Below are 20,233 nucleotides of genomic sequence, written 5' to 3'. Positions count from 1 at the left end.
TCACATCTACATCTCCTCAATGAGGGGCGGGTATTCATTCCGAAAATGCCACACCAACTTAAGAGTTGCACCCATGCTTGAAGTGGAAAACGTCTGCAAAGAGTTCAAGCTCTACAGTAGACCTTGGCACCGGCTGAAAGAAATCGTCCTGCGACGCAGTTTCCATCGCCATCACAGAGCCTTGGACAACATCACGTTCAGTGTCGCCAGTGGTGAAACCTTGGGGATACTGGGTCGCAACGGTGCGGGCAAATCCACCCTTCTGAAAATGCTGAACGGCGTTCTGCTTCCCGATTCTGGCCAAATCAAGATCACCGGTCGAGTCACCGGCTTGCTGGAACTGGGGACCGGCTTCGATCCAAACCTGAGTGGTTCACAAAACATTGTGGGTAATGGCCTGCTGCTGGGCATGACACGTCAACAAATCGAAGAGCGTCGACAATCTATCGTCGATTTCTCCGAACTGGGTGCCTTCATTCACGAGCCGATCCGTACCTACTCCTCGGGCATGAGCATGCGCCTTGCGTTCTCCATCGCCATTCATGCCGATCCGGATACCTTCTTGATCGATGAGGCATTGTCGGTGGGGGACGGTCACTTTCAACAAAAGTGCATGCGCCGCATCAAGGAGTTTCGCGCCAAGGGTGGTTCGATCATTTTCGTATCCCATGACCTGAACGCCGTCAAAATGATCTGCGATCGCGCCATCGTGCTCAGCGAAGGAAAAATCGTCGCCAATGACTATCCCGAGAATGCGGTTAACGTCTACAACCAACTATTGGGTGCCGATGACGAGGATTACAGCGAACGCGCTCCCGTCGTAGAAAGTGGCTATGGATCGCGGCAGGCAATTCTTGAGCAAATCGTTTTTGCCGGGGCAGGATCAAAAAGTACAATCCTTTCCAGCGGCGACACCGCAATGCTGGATGTCACCATCGCGGCGCAACAGGATCTCGCGGATGTCTCGCTGGGGCTGATGATTCGCGACCGTTTTGGGCAGGATATTTTCGGCACTAACAGCCATTACTTGAACTACCCGATTGCAATGCTGAGCGGTGAGCGCAAAAATTTGCGCTATAGCTTCTCCATGCGACTGGCGCCCGGCAAATATACAATTACCCTCGCACTGCATGATGGCGCCGATCACACCAACAACTGCTACCACTGGCACGACAATGCCATTGGCTTCGAAGTAGCAGGGATAAATGGTTCTTTCTTTGGCGGTATCTGCGATTTGACTCCCACGCTACAAGAAATCCCGGCACAACCTGATACTTTCAATGGAACGTTACGTAATGCTCATACCGAATAATCCCGACCTCGATTTTCAGGAACTCAATCGTCGGATCGAGGCAGAGGTACAGCGTTATAAGCTGGAAAACAGCGGACGTTCACTACCCACATTTGACCCTTTTCCTGCAGAACCGGCTGATCGCACTTATGCCTGGATGGAACTGGTCCAGCTCAACGACAAAGCGCTGATCAAGGCTGCTTACCCAGCGTTGCTGGGACGTAAAGCCCAGAGCACAGAGATCCAGCAGGGGTTGCAGGAGCTTCACGCCGGCGGGGATAAGTTTGAATTGCTGGCGCGTCTGCGCTTTTCACCGGAAGGCAAAGTACACAACGCCGAAGTGCATGGTCTTCGCCGTGCCTGGGTGAAAGCCGTCATTCGTCGCATCCCGGTGTTGGGCAATATAATTCTCAGCGTTTACGGTATGGCCCTGACCGAGTCGCGTCACCGCCATTACACCGCCCGTCTGGATATGCTGGTCCGCCAGAATCAATTGCAAAACAACAGGACTCTGGCTCAGAAGAACTTGCTCAGTACTCAGCAACATAAGTTGCAAGATGCCTATCAATACCTGCAAGACCACCAAACAGCGCTGCAAGAACAACATGAGGCGCAAAATCGCCAAGCCGCTGAGTTCTCACGTCTAGAGGCGGAACTGCAACAAGCCAAAAATGTTCAACAAGAACTTCGCGTCAGACTGAATCTTCTGGAGAAGAGGCCTCAGGCCGCGAATGCTGATGCAAACGCCAACATCGTGGCCACTGCTTCGCAACCAGCGCCACAGGCACAGGCACAGGCACAGGCACAGGCACAAAGCAGTATTCCTGACAGCTTCTACCTGGCGTTCGAAAATCGCTTCCGTGGCGACGCTGAAACTATCCGCTCGCGCCAGTCGTACTACCTGCCAATGCTCGACAAAGTGGCCCCTCTAATCAAAGGCCTGCCACTAGTGGATATCGGTTGCGGTCGCGGCGAGTGGTTGCAGATGCTGCCGGAACGCTTCCAATGTGTTGGCATCGATCTGAACTCAATGAATGTCGAGGCCTGCCATACTCAAGGCCTGAACGCAGTGCAACAAGACGCTTTGGTCTGGTTGGCCAACCAACCGAAAAATAGCATTGCTGTCATCACGGCCTTTCACGTCATCGAACACCTGAGCTTTGAACAATTCAACATTTTGCTCGATGAATGCCAGCGCGTACTCGCCCCGGGCGGCGTGGTGATTTTCGAAACACCGAACCCGGAAAACCTTATTTCTGCTGCCACGCATTTCCACACCGACCCGACACATATCCATCCGTTACCGCCAGCGTTCACTGAGTTCCTGGTGGAATTTAAAGGCTTTGAGCAAGTGCAGATCCATCGTATTAATCCGATTCCACGCGAATACGCTTTAAACGAAGACAGCGAAGTATCCCGACGTTGTGATGCGCTGTTCTACGGCCCACAAGACTACGCAGTCACGGCCAGCAAGAGCCTTTCATGAACAACGTACGTGTTGATCAATTTGCCCCGAGCGTTGCGGCAGGGGACGGTGTCACCAACGGGCTGATATTTACCCGTAGTCTGTTGCGTGATCTGGGGTATGAGTCTGACATCTACAGCTTCTCGATCCCCGATGCCCTCGTTGGGGAAGTACTGCCTGCGAGTATGTTCCGAGCGCATGAGTGTGCCCTGATGCTGTATCACCATTCCATGGGGCACGACCATGGCGCCTGGTTGTTTGAGCAACGCTGCCCCAAAGCAATGGTTTACCACAACATCACCCCTCCCGAGTTTTTCCCAGAGTCCAGCGTTTTGCGCCGCTATGCCGAATTGGGTCTGGTACAGCTCAAAGAATGGCGCAGCGAATTCGTTCATGCTTTGGCCGACTCGCCGCTCAATCAACGCGAGTTAGAGGAGGCTGGTTATTTACGCAGTGAAACTCTCCCGTTACTGGTGGATACTCGTCGATTGGAGGGGCTCAAGAGTCCCCCTAAATTCATTGCCAAGCACTCTGAGAACACCCGCTATTACCTTGGCGTTGGGCGACTGGCCGAAAATAAACGCCAATATCTGCTGATCGAGGCTTTTTATCACTTATTGCGATATCAGCAGCAGACTCCTCAGCCAGCGCAACGACTGATCCTGGTTGGCGACACCACCAGCGAAGACTATGCGCGGGGCTTGCAACAACACATCTTGAAGCTGGGCTTGCAGAAGGAAGTCCTACTGGTAGGAAAGTGCTCGGAACCCGAGTTGCGCTGGTTGTACGAGAACGCTCATCAGTACTGGTGTGCAAGCGCACACGAAGGCTTCTGCATGCCATTACTGGAAGCCAACTATTCCTCGTTACCTGTGATCGCCCAGGCGCATTCCAATATCCCCGACACACTCGGTGAAGGTGGTTTGCTATTGGGAAACGACGACCCTGTCGAATTTGCGCTAGCCAGCCATCTCCTCAATACCGAGCCAGGTCTGAGGGAGGCTTTAATTACGGCGGGCCTGCAAAACTTGCAGCGCTATGAACGTCAGAATCTGCGCAAGGCACTCGCGGTCTGGCTTGATCAGTTCGACTTCATACCGACCGTCAAAGCCTAAACCTGGCCCCCACCCCCTCTTGGAACAGGAGCTGTCTGTAGCCGCATAACCTGCGGCTGCCCTGTCAGCTCTTTGCCTTACAGGAGGCAAACTCAGGCTTGACCAGCTCGATGATCTGCCGGGTATAGGCCTCACGAGCGGATGCATTGAGGTGGTAGTTGGTGTCGAAAAAATTCTCGATCGAGTACATCGACTCAAACGGGTTACCCGCGTAGTTCAAACCATGGGCACGAGCCTGGGCGGGTAGCTGCGCGTAATAGCGCCCTTCCTTACCATGGTGATAGCCCGCTCGATCAAGCATGGGGGGCGCAATGAACAGCGCACAGCCACCCGCCGCTGACACTTCATCGACCAACGCTTTCCAGCTATCCCAATTTTCATTCCAGGCGTGTGCCTGAGCGCCGTAGGTCTCAGTCCCTGAGCGCTCGACAGCTTCGCGCATCCAGATCTGCTGCAAACTGCCATCGCTGTGCAGTTGATCACCGTGACTATCAAGATTCTGTGGGCCGTATAAGCCACTCACCGCAAAGTCAGCGGGCAAGCCGCGGTAGCCGCTGAGCACCCTGGACAATGGCGTCAGCCATACCACTTGAGCCAGCTGTATCGCTGTGACGTCCAGATTGCGGAACCCTGGATGACTCCACCAATAGTCGATAAAGGAGAAATTGATCGTGTTGCGATCGTGGAATAGCGGGTATTCCACGGGCATCAATACCCAGTCGCCAGGCTTGATGGCCTGGCGGGCATAACTCTGAATGTACGGCGACTTGATCCCCGCATTGACCCCAAGGTTGATCACAGGGCGCCCGAGTGCCTGCTCCAACTGCTTAGAGTCCAGGCCAAACATCGCAGATGAACCACCCACTAAGACCAGCTTTGGCGTCTGAATGGCCTGCGCTAAACCCAACTTGTAGTTGTAGGCTTTCTCAACCCATTGTGTTGTCGGCACAGGGCGGCACACCTGTCCCCACAGCAGAACAAGCCACAGACCGGTCACCAGCGCCACTCCCGCCAGCATGCCGCATAAAAATGTGTTCGAACGTAATGTCTGCTTCATCATCGAACTCAAAAGTTAAAGTACAAAAAGGCCCTGTCTGGCTCGCCAGCCAGCGCCTTGAGGACCATAAAAAATCCGCCCCCAACCAGCAGACCGCGCCCAAGAGGCCCCAGACGCAAGCACAACAGACGACTGTTCGGCGCGATCAACGCCACCACCAACAGCAAAGCGCAGACCACTGGCAGGCTTTTATCAACGCGCATCGTCATCAGTTCGGAGAGGAGTACAGAAAAGCTGAATGACCAGGTCCAGCGCCAGTCTGTCAGGCCCTCGAACATATGCAGGCTGGTCGTTAGCGAATCCGCGCGGAACGGAATCCAGGCCAGCATGACCACGAGCAAAGTCAGAGGCACAGCCACCGACCGAGGCAATCGCCAAGCACTCAGATCACGCCAATAGTGGTTGATGACCAGCAACAACCCATGCACACCGCCCCACAGAATGAACTGCCAACCCGCACCGTGCCAAAGCCCGCCTAACAGCATGGTGATCATCAGGTTGCTGTTGGCCATCAGGCGCCCACGCCGATTGCCGCCCAGCGTGATGTACAGATAGTCACGCAGGAAATGCGACAACGTGATGTGCCAGCGACGCCAGAACTCGATGATCGAGGCGCTCTTATAAGGAGAGCGGAAGTTCGCCGGCAGCTTGATGCCGAACATCAGGCCCAAGCCAATGGCCATGTCCGCATAGCCGGAGAAATCGAAATACAGTTGAAGGCCGTAACTCAACCCGGCCAGCAGCACACTCGGCCCCGGCAACGCGCCCCCCGCCTGAGCCTGATCGAACAGCGCGGCGACGCCGGGTGCCAGCGGATCAGCCAGCAACACCTTCTTCATCAGCCCCACGGTGAGCAGTGAAATACCCAGCTGCCAGGTCAGCGGCCGATTGAACCAGCCCGCGGCAATCTGCGGGAAAAGGGTACGAGCGTGAACAATGGGGCCAGCGATCAGCTGCGGGAAAAAACACACGAAGAAGCTGTACTCGAGCACAGTGCCAGTGTCCGGCAGGCGGCGGCGGTACAGGTCCATGTGCCAGGCGATTTTCTGGAAGGTAAAAAAGGAAATGCCGAGCGGCAAAATGATGTGCCAGCTGGCGGAGGACGGTAAAAAAGAGAAGAAGAACCCCGCGTACTTGAAGTACGCAAGCACCGCCAGGTTGAACACCACGGCCACTACCAGCCAAAACTTGCGGCGGGTTTTCACCTGCTGCAGGCCCAGCAGGTAATTGATGACAATCAGCCCCAGCAACAACCCCAGGTAGCGCCAGCTCCACATGCCATAAAACACCAGCGAGGAAATGACCAACATTGCCAATGCCGGCTGCTCGAGACGAAAACGCCGCAACAGCAGAAACAGACCGTAAACCGCCGGAAAAAACAGCAGCAGGAATTCATACGAACTGAAGATCATTAGGGCTACTTGGTGAAGTGCTGGCACGCACAGCGGGCAAGGCGCCCGCTGCAGTTTTCGAAGTCGTTGCGGTTACAGGAAGTCGCGTATATCACGCTCAAGACGCTTGCCGACCCAGATCGAAACGGCCAGCAAGCCCAGCGAGAACACCGTCAACATACCGATCGCAAACAGATTGGGCATTTGCCCGGTAATGAGGGCTGCGCGGTACGCGAGCACCAGATGGTAGAACGGGTTAAGCGCGACCAGGTGCTGGATGAAGCCCGGCAGGATGTTGGCGACATACACGATCGGCGTCAGCCAGAACCAGAACTGGACGACCACGCCGACCACTTCCTTGATGTCACGCATGAACACAGAAAGGATCGCGCAGGTGATGCCCAGCGCGTAGGCCAACAATTGCTGACACAGGAAAATCGGGATCCACCACAGCAAACTCCAGGTGAAGTTAAAGCCGATGGCGAGCAAGAAAATCATGAAGAAGCCGGTGGCGATCAGGTAGTGCACGGTTTCGCTCAGCACTACATATAAAGGCAGCGACCACAGCGACATCCGTACTTTGCCTATCAGGTGGGCTTTTTCGTGAAAGACCTGAGTGATGCGCGTCAGCGTGGCAGCGAAACAGTTCCAGGCCAGCAGACCACTGACCAGATAGACGCTATAGCCCCAAGGCCCCAGGTCTTGACCCAACCCGCCCAAGCGCATGCCCATGATGCTGGAAAACACCAATGTAAAAATAAGGATGTTGATCAGCGGCAGGATGAAGGTCCAGGCCGCGCCGAGCATGGAAGCAGAATGCCTGTCGATCAGATCCTGGCGAGTGAAGTTGAGAATCAGATTCCAGTTCATCAGGCCATCCGGTACAGAAGAAAGGGCCAGAGGATACGCACTCTCCGGCTATAAAAAAACCCGCCTTTTAAGGGGCGGGTTTTTTTCACTTGGTCACAGGCCCGAGGGCCTGTGACTTAAGCAACCGTTTAGCTAATTGCGATTAGGCAACAGCTACGTGGTTGCTAGTGATAACGCCGTTAGCGAAGCTAACGTCGGACAGCGAAGTGACACCTGCCAGGGTGATCACGGTAATGTTGTCAGTGACACCAGTGCCAGCTGTGTGGCCTACAGCATTGCCTTCGATCACTGCACTCACTACGCCAGTGGTAGCGTTTTGAGTGAAGAACACTTCTTTAATAGCAGTGTTGGTACCAACGTAGAAGCCTTCAACACCAGCGGCGGTAGTTACACCAGTAGCCAAGGTGTAGCCTTCGCCAACATAGATAGCATCACCTTTGTTGAAGCCGGTCATCTCGAAGTCATTTACGTGAGTGGTGTTAGTGAAGTAGAACAGGTCTGCTTTAGTGTCGTCACCAGCCACAGCCAACGCACCGGCTTTAGCCGTAACGTCTACCGCGTAGGTCAGATCGCCAACTGCAGTATGAGCATCATCAGCAACAGCTTTCACTGCGTCGTGTGCGGTAGTCTCAGCTTTGGCTTCAGCAACCAAGGCATCAGCAGCTTTAGCGTCAGCAACCAGCTTGGTAGCAGCAGCGCTTGCTTCAGAAGCATTGACGTAAGCAACACCAACTTTGACTTCTGCAGCATCAACTTTAGCTTGAGCAGCATCTTTGGCAGCTTGAGCTACGCCGTCAGCTTTGACGTTAGCGTACGTTTGAGCGAAAACGCCAGTGTTGAAGGCAGCATCGATCTTAGCCAGAGTAGTTGCGTCAGCGGTTTTGATAGCAGTGAACAGAGCATCAGCATCAGCGATCGCAGAACCACCAGCAACAACGAAAGCATCGCTAGCAGCAACGAATGCATCGGAGTTAACGCCATTGGCGTCAATGATACCTTGCAGAGCGCCAGTATCAGTATCAATTTTTGCCACAGTAGGAGCGGTCAAAGCGTCGTTTGCAGTTACAGCAGCGTTGTAGGCATTGATATCAGTAACTGCAGTAGCGCTGTCAGCTACCAAAGCAGCGCGCTGTACGCTAAGAGCATCAACAGCAACTTTGCCGTTCAGTTCCAGTTGGGCAGTCGAAGACAGCGAGATGTTGTCACGCAGAAGGGAGGCGTTACCGATTGCTACTGCCACTTCGCTGTAAGAGTCGCCGGCTACGGTGCCAGCATCAACACCGTCAGTGATATCAGTCAGAACAGCGGTGTGAGTTGCATTCAGAGCAACCACTTTGTCGTTCAAGGCTTTCAGGGCGGCGACTTTCGAAGTTTCGTAAGAAGTTACGGCCGCGTCAGCGATAGCGGCTGCTTTCAGAGTGGCAACGCCTTCAGGGGTAGCGATGCCGCCCAGCGAGCCATCACTCAGATGACCAAGAGCAGTAGTCACGGAAGCAGAAGTGCCATCAACTTTGGAGATGATAGAAGCAGCGTCTGCTTGGGTGTAGTTGGCGCCAGCGGCAGAGGTGTAAACTTCGGCAACCAAAACCTTGTTAGCTACAACTTTAGCGTCGGCAGCAGAAGCGCCGTTCACGAAAGCTTGCAGCAGTTGGTCGGCATTTACAGTAGCGCCGCCACCGGTGGTCCAGTAAGCCAAGCCAGCTGCATCAGCCGAGTGGCCGAACAGTTGCAGGTAAATTTTGGATACGGTTTCTGAGCGGGTCAGGCCGGCGTATGCTGCGGTGTACTCAGGCTGCTCGTTTACGAAGTTAGCGCGCAGGTTTTCCAGAGTCAGGGTAGCTGGAACAGAATTCAGCTCAGCCATCCAGTAGTCCAGGCCGGCTTTGTCAGCGGCACGGCCAAGGTAAGCGACATACAGCTGTTGAACTTGTGCAGAAGTAATAGCCATTACGTTTTCATCTCCAATATGAGTCGATATCGACATCCAGGCTTCCGTTCGGATGAGAGCCCGTCGGCCCCAGCCTGTTGCCACGTCCCGGTAGGCCGTGGCCCCCTTTATGGGAAATCAGCTTTCACTGACCCTGTACCAGTTATTTTTCCGGGACTTTTATTAAGTCCTTCAGAGTGATAACTGGCAATTGCCGGGCGATCATACATGCCAAATTAGCGGCGGAACAATAGCTGAATGCCTTCTTTTTCATCATATCTGTAGGAACTTTCTGATAAAAAATTAAAATATTTGGTTACTTTCTGACCATTAAAGTTTTAATACTTTCGGCAGAGAGGGCGATTAAAACGTTACGTAGACGGGCCGAAACGGCCGACCACCCGTGGTTGCGGATCCAATCCCCCTGCAGCGCCTGCGGGCCGGCGTCAAGATTTTTACGCAAGCCATCTGCCATCGATTGGCTATCAGTGCCTGGGAGGAAGGTCACGGCCTCCGCCACGTCTTCGAAGATGGCCAATGGGGTGCAAAATATCGGACGACCGGTACTCAGGCCCCAGCGTACGGCAGCACTCGAAGACTCCTGGGTATGCTGATACGGGAACACGATGGCATCGGCCATTCCCAGCCAGGCCAGAGACTCCTCATCCGGCAGGTAATCGGTGATCAACGTGACTCGCCCCGCCAGATCCGACGCCTGAATCCGCTGACGGCAGGTTTCGGCCAGCTCTGCCGAAGCGGGTACCGGATATTCAGCATTGACCAGCAGCAGATGCAGAGCATCGTCATTCTTGGCCAATAGCGCGAATGCCTCGATCAGTTCCGGCATGCCTTTGTGCGGCAATAGAAAGCCGTAGCTGGCAATAATCGTTTTGCCTTTCAGGTTTGCGGCGTTCTGACGCGGTCCCGGCGCCGGCGCAGGGGTATCAATCACCCCGTGAGGGAACAGCAGCAGGTTGTGGCTCAGGCCAAAGCCTTTGAGGCGATTCAGATCACCCACACTGTGCACCAGCAGGCGCTCTGAACCCGCTAGCGACTCACGCATGTCGGACAACGATTTGAGTTTGTCGCCATGCTGAACATCGGCCGTGGAGTGAAAAACCACCAGCGTACGGATGCCATGGCTATGCGCCCAATCCAGCAACGAAGCGAACGCCTGTAGCCCGAAGAAAGAGAAATTGAACTGGAGCAGCAACGTATCAACGCCGGAGCGCTCAATGGCTTCTTTCAGACGATCCAACGGATCGAAATCGCCAGCGCTCCAACAGCGCTCAATGTTTCCCTGATCGGCACTGATCAGCGCCGCATCATCGTTGGCGAATACGTGGCACTCCAGACCAAAGGCCGGCTCTAGCAGTTTGGAACTATAGGTCGCAATGCCGCAGGCACTGTTCCAGGTGGTGACGCTGCCCAACCGCGGTGCTTTCTTGAGTAATGGTTGACGCTTGGCCTCGGCAATGGCCTCGATGCTGGCCTTGGCCACGTGTGACCAAGTGAAGCGGCTACGGATCAAGGTATCGGCAGCCTCGACCCGCTCGGCGGTCAGCTTGTTCAGCTCACCTTTACTCCAAGCCTGGTAGAACTCGCCCAAGAGGCCGGCCAAGTGTTCGCTGCTCGGCTCAAACCATACCGAAGCACTCGCTTTCAGGTGAGTGCGAGCCCGCTCGTAACGGTAGTCGATGAGCCAGGCGGTCTGTTCGGTACAGAAATCTGTCTGACCTCCCTGCCCCGTCACGATCACCGGCAAGCGATGCAGCATCGCTTCTGCCAGCGGCAGGCCAAAGCCCTCCCCTCGCGAAGGCGCGACCAATGCATCGGACAAGGTGTACAGCGCGCGCAGGGCAGAATCCGGCAGATCCTGTTCGATCAACTCGACCGCAGGCGCCGATGGGAACTCGGCACGCCAATCCGTCAACTGCTGCTGGATGTTGTGGTGCGGGTTGGGGAAGGTTTTGATGATCAGCACCACCGCGTGCTCGGCGGTGAAGGCCTGGCCATAGGCCTTGAGCAAGACGTCGACGCCTTTGCGCGGGAAGCAGGACGAGACGTGCAGCAGCTTCAGGCGCTCGCTGGTCACCTGCGGCATGGCCGGCAGGCTGTCGAAGTCGATGTCCGCCTTGAGGATGTGGTCCGCGCCCAGGCCCACCGTGGCCAAGGGCACGGTCACGCCGTTGTCCCGCAAGGTAGTCGTCACCCAGCTGGACATGCTGGTTACCAGGTGCGTCTGGTGGTTGAAGTCATGGCAGTAGTCTTGCGGCAGGCAGGACTCTTCCCATCCATAGCAGGACATGACATTCAGATCACCCTGCATATCGGTGACCCGTGGCGGGTACATCAGACGCATCACGGTGTTCGCCGGTTGTTCGGCGCGTGCGTGCAGGGCTGCACAATCAGGGTTGTCCAGCAGGAAAGTCTGATCGACCGGGATCGGCCCCGGCCCTTCGGTGGCGCGCAAGGCAACCTTGTGGCCGTGTTCGGCGATCGCTTTGGCCAGTTCGCGGTTCACCAGCGCCAGGCTGTAGGTGCTGTCAAATGGACCCTCGATGCGGTAATCCACCGTTGCTTTCGGCGCCGCTACCGGAAATGTGTGGGACGGCAACACGATTTCGAATTTGGCCAGGAAGGCGCTCAGGCGATCGTAGAGACGTTGGTAGCCAAACTCGTCCATGCGCTCGATGCCGTAGCGCTTCATGCTGCGACGCAGCGCCGGGTTTTCCATGATCTGAGCAATGGTCGCCGCGACTTCGTGAGGCTCGGCGTTGTCCAGCAACAGGCCCGCATTGCCGAGGGTGTGAACCACGTTGCTGTCGGGCGCGTCGTACGCCAACACTGGTAGACCGTGGGCCATGGCCTCGATCAGCGGCATGCCGAAGCCTTCATGTTTGCTCAACGAGACGAACAGGTCGCTGCGGCAGTACAGGGCGTTGAGGGTTTCATCATCGACCTTGCCGGTCAGGTTGACGAAGGCTTCGATTCCCAGCTCGCGAATGCGCGCCTGGATCTTGTCCTTGTAATCGGCCACGGTAAAACCGCCAACAAGATACAACTGCAGCGGCACTTGTGCGCTGCGCAACAGGTGGGCGAAAGCCTCGACCAGGGCCAGCTGGTTTTTGTGCGGCATGATCCGGCCAACGAACAGCAGTGTGAACGGCCGCGGGGTGTCATGACGCTGCACCGCGTGCGGTTCGATGCGCTCCAGGTCCACCAGCAACGGAATCTCTGTCACCTTGTGTTCGTCATAACCACGCTTGAGCAGCTCCTGCAGGTTCTGCTGGGAGTCGGCAATACTGCCCGCCAGCCAATGCTGCCAGCTATCGACCTGTTCCCAACCGTGGGCCAGCATCGGCTGAATGACGTGATCGGCGGGGAACAGCTCGCCCGGCGTGATGTTGTGGAACACCATGAATTTGCGCTCGGGCAAATCACGCAGCCAGGACTCAACCGGGTTTCCGATGCCGTGATGCACCAGCAAAGCATCGGCACTGCCCGGCAGATAGTCATCGATACACAGTACATCCCCGGCCATCTGCTCTGACGGTTGGATGCAATAGATATCCGACTTGACGCCTGCCAGGCGCAGCAGCTTGCGGGTCAACATCATCCCGTTGCTGATGCCGTCACCGTGACTAACACTGATGGCGAACTGGTGGATAGTGACCTTTGCTTCGTTTTGCATGAGCTGACCTGGGACGAAAATTTAAAAGAAAATAAAAGAGGGTGTTATTGAACACTACAAAGAGGTGGGCCGCATTCGGCATTCGGTTTACGTGGCAGCCGCTATAAAAAAGGGCCGCGTTTTCACGCGACCCTTATGACTAGCTAGCTAGATATCTATAACGATATCAGAAGGACTTGCCGACCTTCACTCGCTCCAGGTCAGCCTTGACCATCAGCTGGCACAGCTCTTCCAGCGTAGTCTTGGGTTCCCAGCCAAGTACGCGCTTGGCTTTTTCGGGGTCACCGATCAGCAGTTCGACTTCGGCAGGACGATAGAACTTCGGGTTGACCTGAATAACGGTCTTGCCGGTTCTGGTGTCGATACCGTGTTCGTTGTCGGCGCTGCCCTTCCAATCCAGTTCGATGTTTACGGCCTTGAACGCCATGGACACAAAGTCCCGAACAGTCTCGGTACGATTGGTCGCCAGAACAAAGGTGTCAGGCTCATCGGCTTGCAGCATGCGCCACATACCTTCGACATATTCCTTGGCGAAGCCCCAGTCACGCTTGGCGTCCATGTTGCCAAGCTCCAGGCAATCCTGCATGCCCAGGGAGATACGCGCGACGGCGTCAGTGATCTTGCGGGTTACGAATTCTTTGCCGCGAAGTGGTGATTCGTGGTTGAACAGGATACCGCTGGAGCCAAAAATCCCGTAGGACTCACGGTAGTTGATGGTCATCCAGTGCGCATAGAGCTTTGCGACGCCGTATGGGCTGCGCGGATAAAAATCAGTGTTCTCGGTCTGCGGAATCTGCTGAACCTTACCGAACATCTCCGAAGTCGATGCCTGATAGAAACGAATCTTCGGGTTAACGATACGGATCGCTTCCAGCAGATTGACTGCACCGATCCCAGTGATTTCAGCGGTGGTGATTGGTTGGTCGAAAGATACGCCTACGAAGCTCTGAGCGGCGAGGTTGTAGACCTCGGCTGGCTCGGCTTTCTGTAGCAAACGGATGCTGGCGCCCAGGTCAGTGAGGTCATGTTCGACCAGTTCAAGGTTTTCATGGGAGGCAACCCCCAATTCTTCCAGACGCCAGAAGTTAACCGAACTGGTGCGACGATAAGTGCCATATACCTTGTAGCCCTTCTCCAGCAGCAGCTGGGTAAGGTACGCACCATCCTGACCTGTTACGCCTGTGATGATGACTGATTTTTTACTTGTGTTCATTGCTTCATGTTCCGGTCAGAGACAGGGTTCGTTGTGCTGTTATTACTCAACCACACATTGACGCTCTCGACGCTTTCCTCGGAAAGCTTGCCAGCCCAGCGGTTGAGGATGAACAGGTTCGTAATGAAATCGTATTGAGTTTTTAGCAGATCGCGACGAGCTTTGAACTCGTTTTGTGTGGCGGTCAAAACGTCCACGGCATTAACTACACCAAAAGCAAACGCCTTGCTTGCAGCAAAACTTGATTTCTCGGCGGATGACAATGCAGTCCGGTTAGCCCGTATTTTTTCGACGCTCGAATCCGCAGTCAAATAGGCGTTGGTGGTTTCTTTAACAACCTGGCGACGCATCGCCTCCATCTGCAGCTCCGCAGTCAACTGGTCCTCATACAGACCACGCACCCTTGCTGACGTCGAACCGCCACTGTAAATCGGGATTTGTACCCCAATACCCGCCACATAGCTGTCGGTTTTTGGCGCCAAGGAGTTGTTGTAGCCTTCGTTGGTATTCTGCGCGCTTAAATTTAAGCTGACCGTCGGGTAATGACCACCTTTGCCGCCGCGCAAAGCCGCCTGAGCAGCTTCGACCGCATTTTCGCTGGCTTTGAGTTGGGGGTTGTCGGTCACTGCCAACTGTACCCAGCTGTCCAGGCTTTCGGCCGAAACCTGCAATTCCACGTCATCGCGCACGCGACTCAACTTCTCCTTGACGGGACGGCCAATAATTTCCGACAACGCAACGCGGGCCACTCGCACCTGATTTTGAGCCTCCACTTCTTGCGCAGCAAGGGAGTCTACACGCGCCTGGATATCGAGCTGGTCCGTGATCATTGCCAGTTGTTTGCTATACAAGGCATTGACTCGGTCGAGGTTTTTTTGCGTTGCACGGCGTTCGGCCTGGACCAATTCAAGCTCATCGTCAGCCGCCAGGGCGGCGAAATAACGCTGCGCCAAATCGACGGTAGCTTCGGCTCGCGCCTCAGTGGACTCGTCATTTGACTGCTTGGCGAGGCTCTTGAATTTCTGATAGTTCTCCCAGGCAGCCTTGTTATAGATGTGCTGACTCAGATTGATACTGTAGTTTTCGCTGTGGTAGGACTGACGACTGATGTCATTCTCTTGATGAATTCGGTTTGCGCCGCCATTGACCGTGACTTGCGGCAATAGACCACCCAATGCCTCGCGTTGCTGCTCCTCACTGGATTTAGCCCGGGAGTAAGACGCCAGCACCCGCGGATCCTCCAGGCGCGACTCGCGGTAGAGCTGCATCAGATCAGCGGAGTAATCCTTGGCACTCACACTCTTGAGGGGCGGTTTGGGCGTCGAAGGTTCAGCGGTTTTCGGCTCGGCAGCATGTGCTTGCAACGCAAGCATTCCCAACATCAGGCATGGAAACAGACGCACAATCACTCCTCAATCATCGATTGCGAGATAGCGTTGCGCGCTGGCTGCATCAGATATTGCAGCATGGTGCGTTCACCCGTATTAATCAGCACATCAGCCGGCATACCCGCCAGAAGCTTACGATCAGCAAGTTTTTGTAGACCCGCCTTGGTGACGCTGACTCTGGCCAGGTAATAAGGCTGGCCGGTTTTTTCATTGGTTAACCGATCTGCCGATATGCTCGTGACACTGCCTTCGATCACAGGGGTCGTAGCGCTGTTGAACGCACTAAAGCGAATGTCCGCCAGTTTCCCAATGGCGATGCGGTTGATGTCTTGAGGCGCGACTTGAGCTTCGACAATCAACTCGGAGACAGACGGGACGATATCCAGCAGAGGGGTTGCCTGGCGTACAACACCGCCGATGGTATGGACGGTCATACCGATGACCATACCGTCATCCGGAGCACGGATGACGATGCGACTTAGGCGATCTTCCAGTGCTGCCGTACGCTCTTGCAGGTCATAAGTCTTGGTCTGGATTTCAGCCAACTGCTTAACCACGTCGGAATTGAAATCCTTGTTGACTTGCAATATCTGCAATTGCGTTTCATTGATCTGCAGACGGGTCTTGGTAATGGTAGAGCGATGATCGGCAACTTCGGATTTGAGCATATCGAGCTTGCGCTGCTGCTCCAGCATGCGTTGCTTATCGACGAAGCCTTGAGCAAGTAATTCGTTCAAATCACCAATTTCACCGGTGTAGGACTGCTCAAGGTTTTGCTTGGTACCAATGATGGAATCGGTACCCTTGATTTGCTGGTTTAACTGTCCAATGCGCTCTTGAAGTACTGCGACCTGGCCCAGGCGCGCACCGCGGCGCGCATTGAAAACCTCGGTTTCACCCGCACGCGCTTCGATGCCCCGCGGACTGTCAGGCTCGTACATTTGGTCAAACGTGATGACAGACTTGTCGTCCCGCTCTGCGACCAGGCGGGCTTCCATCGCCTTGGCTGCAATCAGCTGATTACGTGTCATTTCGTATTCGGAGCGCAGCTGAGCATCGTCAAGGATGATCAGCGGATCACCTTTCTTTACGATGTCCCCATCGTGAGCCAGCACGTCTTTAACGATACCGCCCTCAAGGTGCTGAACCGTCTTACGGTAAGTCTGCACGGTGACAACACCAGGGGCGTAAGCAGCGCCATCGAGTGGCGCGAATGCTGCCCAGGTACCGAACAAGCCGAAAGTCACGAACACAATGCCAAAGCCGAGCCGACGTGTTTTTCGGTCGGAAATCGGAAGATCAGCGAAGCTATCGGTTTGATTACTGAGAGAGCGGGTCATCGACATCTTCCTGTCAGGCGCTGGCCGGAGCCGTGCCCGTGGCAACTTGAGCAGCTTTTTGTTGAGCGGCAAGTTGTTGTTTGTTGAGTTCTTCCATTACTTGATCACGCGGACCGTACATGCTGACTCCACCTGCGCTCATGACGAGCAACCGATCGAGTTGGGACAGGATGGTGGTGCGGTGAGTGATGACGAAGATGGTCGCCCCAGTAAGCTTTAGCTCCTGGATAGCGGATGCCAGAGCACGCTCACCAACCTCATCGAGGTTGGAATTGGGTTCATCCAGCAAAATAAGGCGCGGCGAACCATAGATGGCACGGGCCAGGCCGACACGCTGACGCTGACCACCGGAAAGGTTGACCCCTTCACTGCCGATGACAGTGTCATAGCCATCGGGCAGCAACAGAATCATTTCATGTACGCCTGCAGTCTTCGCAGCGCGAACCACTTTCTCGGGATCGACGTCGGTGAAGCGTGAAATGTTTTCGCTAATGGTGCCTTCGAAGAGCTCAATGTCCTGAGGCAAATACCCCATATAAGGCCCTAGCTGGTCTTTATCCCAGTTGCTGATGTCAGCACCATCCAGGCGCACGACACCATTCTGGGGCGCCCATACGCCCATCAATGCTCGGGCCAGCGTGGATTTTCCTGACGCGCTCGGGCCAATAATACCGACTACAGAGCCAGCCGGGACACCAAAGCTGATGCCGCGCAAGATCGGCGTTTTTGAACCGGGAGGGCAAACAATCAAGTTCTCAACCAATACATGCCCTTGAGGTGCAGGCAATGCCATGCGCTCTGGTTCTGCATGCAACTTATCGAGCGTGTCGTTGAGTCGGTCATATTGCGATCGGGCCGCAATAAAGCCTTTCCAACTGCCGATGATCAGGTCAATAGGTGCCAGGGCGCGTCCCAACAAGACCGAACCGGCGATCACTAAACCAGGGCTGATTTCATGGTTTACGGCTAGATAGGCCCCCAAACCGAGGATCAACGATTGAATGAGCATGCGGAAGGTTTTGGAAATAGCACTGACTATTCCTCCCTTGTCGCTGGCTTGGGACTGAAGGATCAATACATTTTTTTGACGCATACCCCAGCGGTGCATGAGGGTGTTCAACATCCCCATTGATTCAATTACTTCGGCATTACGCAGGTTTTTAGTCGTGTACAGAGTTGCAGCAATGTTTTCTTTATTCGCTTGCCCTAAAGCTTTGCCTGTCATCTTTTCATTGATGTACGCGAGGAATAGCAGCACCAGGGCGCTACCAATAGCGACCCATCCATACCAAGGATGGAACATAAACATCACGGCAATGTAGATCGGCAGCCATGGGGCATCAAAAAAAGCGAACAACCCATTGCCCGTTAGAAACTGCCGCAAGCCTGTCAAGTCGTTAAGCGATTGGGCCGAAGCATCCATACCACCACTTTCCAGTGAGCGCTTGAAACTGGCCTTATAAACATCGCGGCTCAGCAGTACATCCAGCTTGGTACTGACGCGAACCATGATCCGCGAACGAACCCACTCCAGGGACCCCATCGTGATAACCAGCACGCTCATGATGATGGTCAGCATCACTAACGTAGAAATGCTGCCGCTCGTTACCACTCGGCCATAAACCTGAAGCATATAGAAGGTAGGAACAAGCATCAGGGCGTTGACAAATAAACTGAAAATACCGACTGATATGAAACTGCCTTTACAAGCTTTCAACGCAGCTTGCAAGCTGTTTTCATGAACGTTACGCATAATTTCCTAATGCCGCTGGGTATGGAAAAGCGCGGGAGTGTAGCATCTCGATTAGCCTGCAATAAATGAAAAAACGTTTAGAGGGAGGTACTGTTGGCCCATAAAACAAGGCGCGCGTTTTTTTGCGTTGCAGGCATCCGAAGCTAACAGTTAATCTCTCCAACCTTTTCTCTCATGCGTCCAAAGCCCCCTGTGTGTTGAGCGTTTTCGGCATGAACAAGACTTTTTGGCGTTGTTCAAAGCAGTCACAGTCAAGTATTTTAGCCAAGGTACCTCATGCGCATCCTGCATTTTTTCAAGACCTATTATCCCGACACCACCGGTGGCATCGAGCAAGTCATATTTCAGCTCTGCCAAGGCAGTCGTGTCTTAGGCGTTGAAGGCCAGGTACTGACTATCAGCCAAAACCCTTCCCCTGCGCGGTTACAGGTGGCTGATCATCAGGTTGTTCGTGCCAAAGAAAACTTCAATTTGGCCTCTACAGGTCTCTCGATGCGAGTGTTCTGCCAATTCAAGGAAATGGCTGCCGAAGCCGATCTGGTGCACTTTCATTTTCCGTGGCCACTCATGGACCTGGTGCATTTTGCCACCAGCCATGATCGCCCAACCGTGCTCAGTTATCATTCGGATATTGTCAAGCAGCGCACCTTGCTCAAGCTCTATGGCCCCTTAATGACGCGGTTTCTGAAGAGCATGGATCGCATCGTGGTGGCCTCGCCGAACTATTTGGACTCCAGCGAAACGCTCAAGCCATTCGCCGACAAAACGATGGTCATCCCTTACGGATTGGATCAATCGGCGTACCCAAAAGCATCGACGGAAACACTCAGCCGCTTGCGCAAAAGCCTGCCAGAAAAATTCTTCCTGTTTGTCGGCGTGCTTCGCTATTACAAGGGCTTGGATAGCCTGCTTAATGCGCTTGAAGGAGTAGATTATCCAGTAGTGATTCTCGGTAGCGGTCCGCAGGAGCTTGAACTCAAAGCTCTTGCGCAAAAGTTGCAACTGCGCAACGTGCTGTTTTTGGGGCGTCTGGATGATGAAGAAAAGGTCTGCCTGCTGCAGATGTGTTACGCCCTGGTGTTCCCTTCCCATCTTCGATCTGAAGCGTTTGGCATCTCTTTGTTAGAAGCTTCGATGTATGGAAAGCCGATGATTTCTTGCGAGATCGGGACGGGTACTACCTACGTTAATATCCACGAAGAAACAGGCTTGGCCGTCCCACCAGACTCTCCCGTGGCCTTGCGCGAGGCTATGCATCGACTGTGGAACAATCCTGAAGAGACGCAGCGTTTCGGCAATAATGCTCGTGCACGGTTTCAAGAGCTGTTTACCGCTGACCGCATGTGCGAAAGCATGGTGCAGGTTTATAATGATGTGATTAACTTACATGACACTCAAGATAAAGCGTGAATTACGTTAGGCAAACCCACCTAACCAATAAAAGAATATCCAACTTAGTTACTCCGAATTGATGTATTTTTGATACCTCATCTCGTTATAACTCGCAGAAAGTTATTATTTTAGTCGTACGTAATCGTAGACGCCGAAATCCATACTGGACGGCAAGTGCTGGATGATCCGTCGTAAGCGTCTGGCCAAGTCACCTTCAAAACTCCAGCATTAAGGGCGATGGTGTCCGCGTATTTTTAAGCGGACGCGATCGCCCTTAATCGCCAGGATTTTCATGCGCCAACGAAGCTCTTATCCCAAACCGTTCAAAGCCCAGGTC

Annotated in this window: 13 protein-coding genes; 4 read left to right on the top strand and 9 right to left on the bottom strand. The window is 54.3% G+C overall.

What is annotated here, in order from left to right; genetic code table 11:
• The first annotated feature begins 73 nt into the window (after window positions 1-73).
• The 3 genes from K5E40_RS28920 to K5E40_RS28910 are packed head-to-tail and all read left to right on the top strand — an operon-like array spanning window position 74 to window position 3,871.
• Entirely contained in the window at window positions 74-1,312 is a 1,239-nt protein-coding gene (locus tag K5E40_RS28920; RefSeq protein ID WP_221733654.1) for an ABC transporter ATP-binding protein, read from the top strand.
• On the top strand, window positions 1,281-2,777 hold the full coding sequence (locus tag K5E40_RS28915; RefSeq protein WP_221733653.1) for a bifunctional 2-polyprenyl-6-hydroxyphenol methylase/3-demethylubiquinol 3-O-methyltransferase UbiG: 1,497 nt from the start codon (window positions 1,281-1,283) through the stop codon (window positions 2,775-2,777). Before K5E40_RS28920 ends, K5E40_RS28915 begins: the two co-directional genes overlap by 32 nt.
• Window positions 2,774-3,871: a glycosyltransferase gene (locus K5E40_RS28910; protein ID WP_221733652.1), complete on the top strand. Its 1,098-nt coding sequence runs from the start codon at window positions 2,774-2,776 to the stop codon at window positions 3,869-3,871. Before K5E40_RS28915 ends, K5E40_RS28910 begins: the two co-directional genes overlap by 4 nt.
• Window positions 3,872-3,935: 64 nt before the next feature.
• Here the strand turns inward: K5E40_RS28910 and K5E40_RS28905 are convergent, their stop codons facing one another.
• The 9 genes from K5E40_RS28905 to K5E40_RS28865 form a co-directional block, all read right to left on the bottom strand.
• On the bottom strand, window positions 3,936-4,928 hold the full coding sequence (locus tag K5E40_RS28905; RefSeq protein ID WP_260456119.1) for a hypothetical protein: 993 nt from the start codon (window positions 4,926-4,928) through the stop codon (window positions 3,936-3,938).
• Between the two features lie 8 nt (window positions 4,929-4,936).
• Window positions 4,937-6,340 (bottom strand): MBOAT family protein, encoded by a 1,404-nt coding sequence (locus K5E40_RS28900; RefSeq protein ID WP_221733651.1) that lies wholly within the window; start codon window positions 6,338-6,340, stop codon window positions 4,937-4,939.
• Between the two features lie 72 nt (window positions 6,341-6,412).
• Complete coding sequence (locus K5E40_RS28895) at window positions 6,413-7,189, bottom strand: ABC transporter permease (RefSeq protein ID WP_221733650.1); 777 nt, start codon at window positions 7,187-7,189, stop codon at window positions 6,413-6,415.
• Between the two features lie 142 nt (window positions 7,190-7,331).
• Window positions 7,332-9,173 carry a DUF4214 domain-containing protein gene (locus tag K5E40_RS28890; RefSeq protein ID WP_221733649.1) on the bottom strand — a complete coding sequence of 614 codons (1,842 nt, stop codon included), beginning with the start codon at window positions 9,171-9,173 and terminating at the stop codon, window positions 7,332-7,334.
• 259 nt (window positions 9,174-9,432) lie between these two features.
• Window positions 9,433-12,810 carry a glycosyltransferase gene (locus K5E40_RS28885; protein ID WP_221733648.1) on the bottom strand — a complete coding sequence of 1,126 codons (3,378 nt, stop codon included), beginning with the start codon at window positions 12,808-12,810 and terminating at the stop codon, window positions 9,433-9,435.
• 166 nt (window positions 12,811-12,976) lie between these two features.
• Window positions 12,977-14,023, bottom strand: coding sequence for a GDP-mannose 4,6-dehydratase (gene gmd / locus K5E40_RS28880; protein WP_221733647.1), 1,047 nt, complete (start codon window positions 14,021-14,023; stop codon window positions 12,977-12,979).
• The gene (locus K5E40_RS28875; protein ID WP_221733676.1) at window positions 14,020-15,405 is read right to left on the bottom strand and encodes a TolC family outer membrane protein; all 1,386 of its coding nucleotides are present in this window, start codon (window positions 15,403-15,405) and stop codon (window positions 14,020-14,022) included. Before K5E40_RS28875 ends, gmd begins: the two co-directional genes overlap by 4 nt.
• A 23-nt stretch (window positions 15,406-15,428) precedes the next feature.
• Complete coding sequence (locus K5E40_RS28870; RefSeq protein WP_221733646.1) at window positions 15,429-16,751, bottom strand: HlyD family type I secretion periplasmic adaptor subunit; 1,323 nt, start codon at window positions 16,749-16,751, stop codon at window positions 15,429-15,431.
• Window positions 16,752-16,764: 13 nt separating this feature from the next.
• Window positions 16,765-18,504, bottom strand: a complete 1,740-nt coding sequence (locus K5E40_RS28865) for a type I secretion system permease/ATPase (protein WP_221733645.1) — start codon at window positions 18,502-18,504, stop codon at window positions 16,765-16,767.
• Window positions 18,505-18,780: 276 nt separating this feature from the next.
• On the opposite strand from K5E40_RS28865, the gene K5E40_RS28860 reads away from it, so the two are divergent.
• Entirely contained in the window at window positions 18,781-19,914 is a 1,134-nt protein-coding gene (locus tag K5E40_RS28860) for a glycosyltransferase family 4 protein (protein ID WP_221733644.1), read from the top strand.
• The last annotated feature ends 319 nt before the right edge of the window (window positions 19,915-20,233 follow it).

Source organism: Pseudomonas baetica, from assembly GCF_019733355.1.
Taxonomy (GTDB): Bacteria; Pseudomonadota; Gammaproteobacteria; order Pseudomonadales; family Pseudomonadaceae; genus Aquipseudomonas; species Aquipseudomonas baetica_A.
The sequence above is the reverse complement of the archived record's forward strand: the minus strand, read 5'-3'. Positions and strand labels throughout refer to the sequence as shown.